This is a genomic window from Trebonia sp., from assembly GCF_049794275.1.
In the GTDB taxonomy this organism is placed as follows: Bacteria; Actinomycetota; Actinomycetes; order Streptosporangiales; family Streptosporangiaceae; genus Trebonia.
In genome coordinates this window covers 1-5300 of record NZ_JBARCR010000524.1, presented here as the reverse complement: position 1 = coordinate 5300, position 5300 = coordinate 1, and the positions used below count along the sequence as shown (strand labels likewise).

Sequence of the window (5300 nt, the reverse complement as noted above, 5' to 3'; positions counted from 1 at the left end):
TGGGTCTCACCTGGCATGTCAGGGACAACGGCGAGGGGCTGCTGACCGGGCCGACCAAGCGGCACGCGATCTGGGTCAGCAAGGTACCCGAGCCCAGGACCGTCAAGAACCGGGTGCACCTGGACGTCTACGCGCGGGACCTGGCGGACCTGCAAGCGCTGGGCGCGACCGTCCTCGAGCCGCAGACCGGCCAGCGCAAATGGACGGTGATGGCCGACCCGGAAGGCGGCGAGTTCTGCGCGTTCCTGCGCGCCGAGCCCCGGGACGAGCGGCTGCACGCCCTGGTGGTGGACTGCGCGGACCCGGAGGCGCAGGCGCGCTGGTGGGCGAGCGTCTACGGGGTGGACGCCGCCGCGATGAATAACGGCTGGTTCTCGCTCGAGGGCATCCCTGACATGCCGATCCGCTCGATGGACTTCGTCCCGGTGCCCGAACAGAAAACCGTCAAGAACCGCATCCACTGGGACGTCACGGTGCCCGCCGTGGCGCCGCTCGCCTCGGCCGGCGCCGTCGTCCTCCGCGAGCCGGACGACGACATCGGCTGGTACGTCCTGGCCGACCCAGAAGGCAACGAGTTCTGCGCGTTCACCGAGTAGCCGGACCCAGCGTTACCCCAGCCGGTCGAGGAACTCCCTGGAGTGCCGCAGCACCTGCGCCGCCGCGTCCGGGTCGTAGGACGGCAGCGAGCTGTCTTCGAACAAGTGCCGGTCGCCCGGGTAGAGGAACAACTGACCCAGCTCGGGGCCGACCGTCTCGACCAGCTCACGGGCGGCGTCGAGGTCGCCTTCCAGCGCGAAGAGCGGGTCCTTGTCCATGCCGTGGATCTGCACGGCGACGCCGTCGGGCCACGGGCCGAAGGCCCAGTCGCCGGTGAGCGGGATGCAGCCCTCGTACAGCAGCGCGCCGCGCGCGCCCGGCCGGGTCTGGGCGAGCCGCTGCGCCTGGGCGGAACCCATGGAGAAGCCCCCGTACACCAGGCCGCCGGGCAGGCCGGCTACGGCCCGGTCGACGCGCTCGCTCAGCGCCTTGAACCCGATGCCGTCGGCGAACGCGATGCCGTCGTCGATCGTGGCCGGCCGCTCGCCGTCGAACAGGTCCGGCGTGTGCACGGTGTGCCCGCCGGTGCCCAGCTCTTCGGCGAACGCGCGGATGCCGTCGGTGAGCCCCTGCACGTGGTGGAACAAGACGACCTCGGCCATGGCTACGCTCCTATGACTAGACGGCAGTAATCGAATGGTCCATAAACTTGGTATGTTCCATAACCCTAGTATGGTGCCTACATGACGGTCAATGAGCGGATCCCGGATTACGACCTCGAGGATATGGTCGTGGTCACCGCGCCAAGGCAGCTGCGCGCGCTGGCCGATCCGCTGCGCGGCATAATCCTGGAACTGCTCCTCGAGCGGGCCGCCACGGTCACCGAGATGGCGCGGGCGGTCGGCCGCCCCAAGAGCACCGTCGCCTATCACGTGAACCTGCTCGTCGACGAGGGCCTGCTCCGTGTCGTCCGTACCCGGCGGGTGCGCGCGATCGAGGAGCGCTACTACGGGCGGGTCGCCCGCACCCTCTACATCGGCGCGCTCACCCGCGCCGAGGATAAGCAGGTCGTGGCCGCCATCAACGGGATCGCGGAGGCCGCCGCCGAGTCCGCCGCGGCCCACGCAGCGGACGACGTGCGGTGCACGCTGGTGCACGCCCGCATCCCGATCGGCGAGGTGCGGAACTTCTGGGCCGAGGTCCAGGAGCTCGCCCGCCAGTTCGCCCAGATTCCGCGCTCCGGCGATCAGGTGTACGGCTTCGTGGCCGGCCTGTATCCCACCGACGCCCCCACCCTCCCCGACGCCGTCTTCGAGCCGGCCGGCTAACCGCGCTCCCAGGGGTCACAGCTCCATGGTGGCGCCCTGCGACGCGACGGTCACCGGGATTTCCGCGGTCTCGAACCGGCGGGCGATCTCGTCTAGCTCGGCGTCGGTGCGGGAGGGCTTGTGGTGGAACAGCGCCAGCCGCCGCGCGCCGGCCAGCACCGCGAGGCGCACGGCGTACTCCGCCGCCGCGTGGCCGAACGCCGCCTCGGCGGGCAGTTCCTCGGCGAGCAGCTGTGCGTCGTGCACGAGCAGGTCGGCGCCGTCGGCGAGGGCCATCGCGTCGGGGTGGTATTCGCCGAGCCCGTCAGGGCCGGGACCGTACGCGGTCGGGCAGTGGTCGGTGATGTAGGCCAGCACGCAGCGCCCGTCGCTCACCCGGTAACCGAACGTCCTGCCGCCCTTGTGCGGGATCTCCCGCGCCTCGACGGTGAACCCCTCGGCCTTGAACTGGCCGGGCGAGATCGACCCGAACCGCCAGTCGCCGCGCAGCCCGGCCGGCGGGATCGGGAAGAACGGGGGTGACATCACCTGCGCCAGCAGCTCCTCCGCGCCGGTGCCGTCCTCCTGGTCGGGCAGCAGCAGGGTGACCCGCGCGTCATCCCGGTCGCCGCCCAGGAAGAAGGGCAGCCCGAGGGAGTGGTCCCAGTGCAGGTGGGTGAGCAGCATCGTGCCGGTGAACGGCTCGCCGCCGAGCAGCCCGGTGACATTGGCCAGGCCGGTTCCCGCGTCGAGCAACAGCACCGGCGGCGAGCCGGCTGAGTGCGACACCGCCACGCAGGACGTGTCTCCGCCGTATCGGGCGAACCGCGCGCCGGTGGCCGGCGTGGATCCGCGGACTCCGCAAAAGGTGATAAGCACTCCGGTCAGGCCTGGCCGCTGGGCTGAGTGCCCGTCTCTTCCCGGCGGTGCCCGCCGGACAGTTCCTGCAGGGCGGCCTGCTCGAACTGCGCGCCGTCGACCGACGCGACCTTGCATCGCGTCACGGTGACCACGCTCGCCGTGCGGGTGCCCGCCTCCAGGCCGGCCCGCTCGCCGAGCATCGCGCCAGGCCCGTACTCCGCGAGCGGTTCGCCGTTGCGCTCGATCCTGACGATGCCGTCCAGGACCAGGTAGACGTCGGTCCCTGGCTGCCCCTGCTGAACCAGGGTCGCGCCGGCCGGGAAGTTCTCGATCCGCGGCTTGGCGGCGCCGTGCATCAGCTGCACGGAAAGCTGGCGTTCGAGTGCCGTCTCGACGGCCACGACCAGCGCGGGGGAGTCCTCGTCGCCCCACGGCGTGTGCTTGCCGAACGACTTGCGGTACCACTCGCTGAAGTCCGTCAGCCCGGACTTGCGGGCCAGCTTGCCCCCGTCGTCGTAAATCCAGTGCCGCGGGAACACGCTCGCGCCCTGGACGTCGAGCTCCGCGCGTCCGTCGGCGTGCAGGGTGAGGTTCAGCGTCGACCACACGGTCGGCGCCTGCCACTGCACGTACGGCGGGTGCGCGACCCGGCGCGGCGCCGGCACTCCGGTCTTGCCGCCGCACGTCTGGGTGAACGTGACCTGGCCGTCGCCGGACTCCGGCGCCTTGCGGATCTCGGGGAACGTGACGGCCTGGAACGTGCGGCGGACCGGGCCAACGCCCACCGTGGTGGCGCCGATGCGGACGCCGCTGTCGGGCGCGTAGCCGGCGTCGGTGATCCGGCCCGCCCCGTCGGTCTCGATCCACGCCTTGAGCACGTTCGCGAACCGGAACTTGTCGGCCTCCTGCAGTGCGGCGAGGCTCTGCTCGCCAGACGGGGTGAGCTCGTCGGGCGGCGGGTTGTCGTAATGCGCGAGCCCGCTCTCGAACGCGGCCTTCATGGAGCCGGTGACCGCCTCAGAGGGGATCCAGGAGAGCGAGGTGACACTGCTTTCATATCGCATACTCCGACGTTATGCCGTACCCGCTTCACCAGCGAGGGTGCTTCCGCGCGCTTTCTGGTGTACCTACCACTACCGTATTCCGTATGAACACGGTCAGAGTGGCGCTAGCCGAGGACAACGTGCTCCTGCGGGAGGGCATGTCGCGCCTTGTCGCCGCCAACAACGACTTCGAGCTTGTCGGGGTCGCCTCCGACCTGCCGCAACTGCTCGCGCTCGTCGCCGAGCAGGCCCCCGACGTGGTGGTCACGGACATCCGGATGCCGCCGACCGGCACCGACGAGGGCATCAAGGCCGCCAGCTGGGTCCGCGAGCACTACCCGCAGACCGGCGTGGTGGTGCTCAGCCAGTACGTCGCGCCGAAGTACGCGGTCGCGCTTCTCGAGCACGGCTCGGCCGGCCGGGCGTACCTGCTCAAGGAGCGGGTCGCCAGCGTCGACGAGCTGGCCAGGGCCATCCGCACGGTCGCTTCCGGCGGGTCGGTGATCGACCCCACGGTGGTCGACGAGCTGGTCAAGGCGCGCGCTGCCGAGCACTCATCCGGGCTGTCGCTGCTGACCGCCCGCGAGTCGCAGATCCTCGGGGAGATGGCGCAGGGCAAGAGCAACTCGGCGATCGCCGCCGCGCTGTACGTCACGGAACGAGCCGTGGAGAAGCACACCAACTCGATCTTCGCCAAGCTGGGGCTATCCGAGGAAAAGGACGTGAACCGGCGGGTGAAGGCGGTGCTCGTCTTCCTCAGCCACCAGGGGGCGAACGGACCGTGATGCTGGCCACACCCCCCGTCAGGTGGGCAACACCCTGGGCAACATTTGATCTTGATGCGAAGCTTAACTCGTGAGCGATCCCCGGTCCGTGCTCGTTGTAGACGACCAGGCGCCTTTTCGCCTGGCCGCCCGCGCTGTGCTGCGCAGGCTCGACGGATTCGAGTTCGCCGGGGAGGCGTCGAGCGGCCCCCAGGCGATCGAGCTGGCCGACACGCTGCACCCGTCGCTGATCCTGATGGACATCAACATGCCGGACATGAACGGCATCGAGGCCACCCGCCGCATCGTGGCCGGGCACCCGGACGTCGCGGTGATCCTCTGCTCGACGCACGACCCCAAGGACCTGCCGGCCGAGGCCGCCGCGAGCGGCGCGATCGCCTACGTGAGCAAGGAGCACCTGGCCGCCGACACGATCCGCGAACTGTGGGAAACGCGAACGTCAGGCCACTTCGTCTCCCGCTGACCCGGCCAGGCCCAGCCGTACTGCCCGCGCGCTGGCTTCGCCGCGGGTGCGGGCGCCTAGCTTGCGGAAGATCGCCGACACGTGGTTGTCGACGGTCCGGTCGGAGACGACCAGCCGTGCGGCGATGTCGGTGTTGCTGAGCCCGGCCGCTACCAGCTGCAGCACCTCAGCCTCGCGTCTGGTCAGGCCCGCCGGATTCGCCGCGGTGGCCGCCCGCGGGCAGCGCGGTGAATCGCTGGCGCCGCTGGAGGGCAGGACCGTGCTGATCGTCGGCGCCTCCGGCGGTGTCGGCTCGTTCCTGACC

The 5300-nt window shown here is 70.5% G+C and carries 8 protein-coding genes; 4 read left to right on the top strand and 4 right to left on the bottom strand.

What is annotated here, in order from left to right:
* The coding region (locus WA805_RS14485) for a VOC family protein (RefSeq protein ID WP_425242575.1) at positions 1 to 596 on the top strand (596 nt) is incomplete at its 5' end.
* A 12-nt stretch (positions 597 to 608) separates the two neighbouring features.
* Here WA805_RS14485 and WA805_RS14480 read toward each other — a convergent pair.
* The gene (locus tag WA805_RS14480) at positions 609 to 1199 is read right to left on the bottom strand and encodes a dienelactone hydrolase family protein (protein ID WP_422340075.1); all 591 of its coding nucleotides are present in this window, start codon (positions 1197 to 1199) and stop codon (positions 609 to 611) included.
* 81 nt (positions 1200 to 1280) lie between these two features.
* Here WA805_RS14480 and WA805_RS14475 point away from each other — a divergent pair, with 81 nt between their 5' ends.
* Positions 1281 to 1865 carry an ArsR/SmtB family transcription factor gene (locus WA805_RS14475; RefSeq protein ID WP_424560146.1) on the top strand — a complete coding sequence of 195 codons (585 nt, stop codon included), beginning with the start codon at positions 1281 to 1283 and terminating at the stop codon, positions 1863 to 1865.
* Between the two features lie 15 nt (positions 1866 to 1880).
* Here the strand turns inward: WA805_RS14475 and WA805_RS14470 are convergent, their stop codons facing one another.
* The gene (locus tag WA805_RS14470; protein WP_425239273.1) at positions 1881 to 2639 is read right to left on the bottom strand and encodes an MBL fold metallo-hydrolase; all 759 of its coding nucleotides are present in this window, start codon (positions 2637 to 2639) and stop codon (positions 1881 to 1883) included.
* A gap of 89 nt (positions 2640 to 2728) precedes the next feature.
* Positions 2729 to 3769 carry a cyclic nucleotide-binding domain-containing protein gene (locus tag WA805_RS14465; RefSeq protein ID WP_425242574.1) on the bottom strand — a complete coding sequence of 347 codons (1041 nt, stop codon included), beginning with the start codon at positions 3767 to 3769 and terminating at the stop codon, positions 2729 to 2731.
* A gap of 83 nt (positions 3770 to 3852) precedes the next feature.
* Here WA805_RS14465 and WA805_RS14460 point away from each other — a divergent pair, with 83 nt between their 5' ends.
* A complete protein-coding gene (locus WA805_RS14460; protein ID WP_422282121.1) occupies positions 3853 to 4533 on the top strand; it encodes a response regulator in 681 nt (226 codons plus the stop codon).
* A 70-nt stretch (positions 4534 to 4603) separates the two neighbouring features.
* Entirely contained in the window at positions 4604 to 4996 is a 393-nt protein-coding gene (locus tag WA805_RS14455; protein ID WP_422282119.1) for a response regulator, read from the top strand.
* Here WA805_RS14455 and WA805_RS14450 read toward each other — a convergent pair.
* A partial coding sequence (locus WA805_RS14450; protein ID WP_425242573.1) for a helix-turn-helix domain-containing protein occupies positions 4973 to 5300 on the bottom strand: 328 nt, incomplete at its 5' end. The genes WA805_RS14455 and WA805_RS14450 overlap by 24 nt on opposite strands.

Bases quoted from the DNA above. Each gene is read 5' to 3' on its own strand.
- WA805_RS14480 (WP_422340075.1), bottom strand. From the start codon at position 1,199: ATGGCCGAGGTCGTCTTGTTCCACCACGTGCAGGGGCTCACCGACGGC.
- WA805_RS14475 (WP_424560146.1), top strand. From the start codon at position 1,281: ATGACGGTCAATGAGCGGATCCCGGATTACGACCTCGAGGATATGGTC.
- WA805_RS14465 (WP_425242574.1), bottom strand. From the start codon at position 3,769: ATGCGATATGAAAGCAGTGTCACCTCGCTCTCCTGGATCCCCTCTGAG.
- WA805_RS14460 (WP_422282121.1), top strand. From the start codon at position 3,853: ATGAACACGGTCAGAGTGGCGCTAGCCGAGGACAACGTGCTCCTGCGG.